This window comes from Acinetobacter seohaensis (assembly GCF_056431365.1).
In genome coordinates this window covers 1-806 of sequence record NZ_JBWKMK010000073.1, presented here as the reverse complement: position 1 = coordinate 806, position 806 = coordinate 1, and the positions used below count along the sequence as shown (strand labels likewise).

Sequence of the window (806 nt, the reverse complement as noted above, 5' to 3'; positions counted from 1 at the left end):
TCATGCTCGTATTTTTGATTGAGAATAGAAAGATGCTGAACTTTAGAATCTAATTGCTGATTGGTGACTTCAAGATGTTGAACTTTGGCATCTAATTGTTGATTTGATACTTCCAGATGTTGAACTTTAGAATCTAATTGCTGGTTTGATTTTTCTAATTCTTGATTTGATTCTGCCAGAGACTGATGCTGCATTGCCAACTGCCGGGTAAATTCCAGCAGTTGTTCATGGGTCAGTTGGTTTAAGTCAGGCAGCGTATTCATGACCGCAGTATGCCTGAGGTCATGAGAAGAATGAAATAGAACGTTTGGAGAATAGCAGAATGGAACAGCCTGGTTTAAAGCATCGTCACCACCTGCTGTCGTCCAATGCGCTGCCAGGGCAAACCTTGGATCAGTGCCTGTAACTGTTCCGGGCTGAGGGCCACGGTTTCACCTTGGTGAACTTGAGCCCAGTGAAATTTGCCCTGTTCCAGCCGCCTGGCACACAGCCAGATGCCCAGTCCATCATGTACCAGTACTTTCATGCGATGGCCACGTTTATTACAGAACAGGTAAGCACAATGCGGTTTGATGTAGCCAAAGGCTCTCACCACCTGAGCCATGGTCGTATCCATACCTGCACGCATGTCCATGGGCTGAGTAGACAACCAGATTTCATCAATGCGGATCATGTTGCAAGTGCCTTGAGTAATTCTGCCAAGGCAGGTATTTCTGATGTCTGCCATTTTAGCTGAATATCATTATTCGTATGAGGCACGGTGATACACAACGTGATCCTCTCATCAATAGGTTGGCTGATTGCAG

Annotated in this window: 2 protein-coding genes and 1 pseudogene; all 3 read right to left on the bottom strand. The window is 45.5% G+C overall.

Features of this window, described 5'->3' with window-relative positions; translation table 11 throughout:
- Nucleotides 1–263: pseudogene (locus tag AC07E5_RS09705) on the bottom strand (IS66 family transposase); the annotation flags it as partial.
- A gap of 74 nt (nucleotides 264–337) precedes the next feature.
- On the bottom strand, nucleotides 338–673 hold the full coding sequence (gene tnpB / locus AC07E5_RS09700; RefSeq protein WP_000618091.1) for an IS66 family insertion sequence element accessory protein TnpB: 336 nt from the start codon (nucleotides 671–673) through the stop codon (nucleotides 338–340).
- Nucleotides 670–806 (bottom strand): IS66 family insertion sequence element accessory protein TnpB (locus AC07E5_RS09695; RefSeq protein WP_180169708.1); only part of this gene is annotated, 137 nt, incomplete at its 5' end. The genes tnpB and AC07E5_RS09695, both read right to left, overlap by 4 nt.

What these genes read in the sequence shown, in the direction of transcription:
- tnpB (WP_000618091.1), bottom strand. Translation starts at nt 673, where the DNA reads ATGATCCGCATTGATGAAATCTGGTTGTCTACTCAGCCCATGGACATG.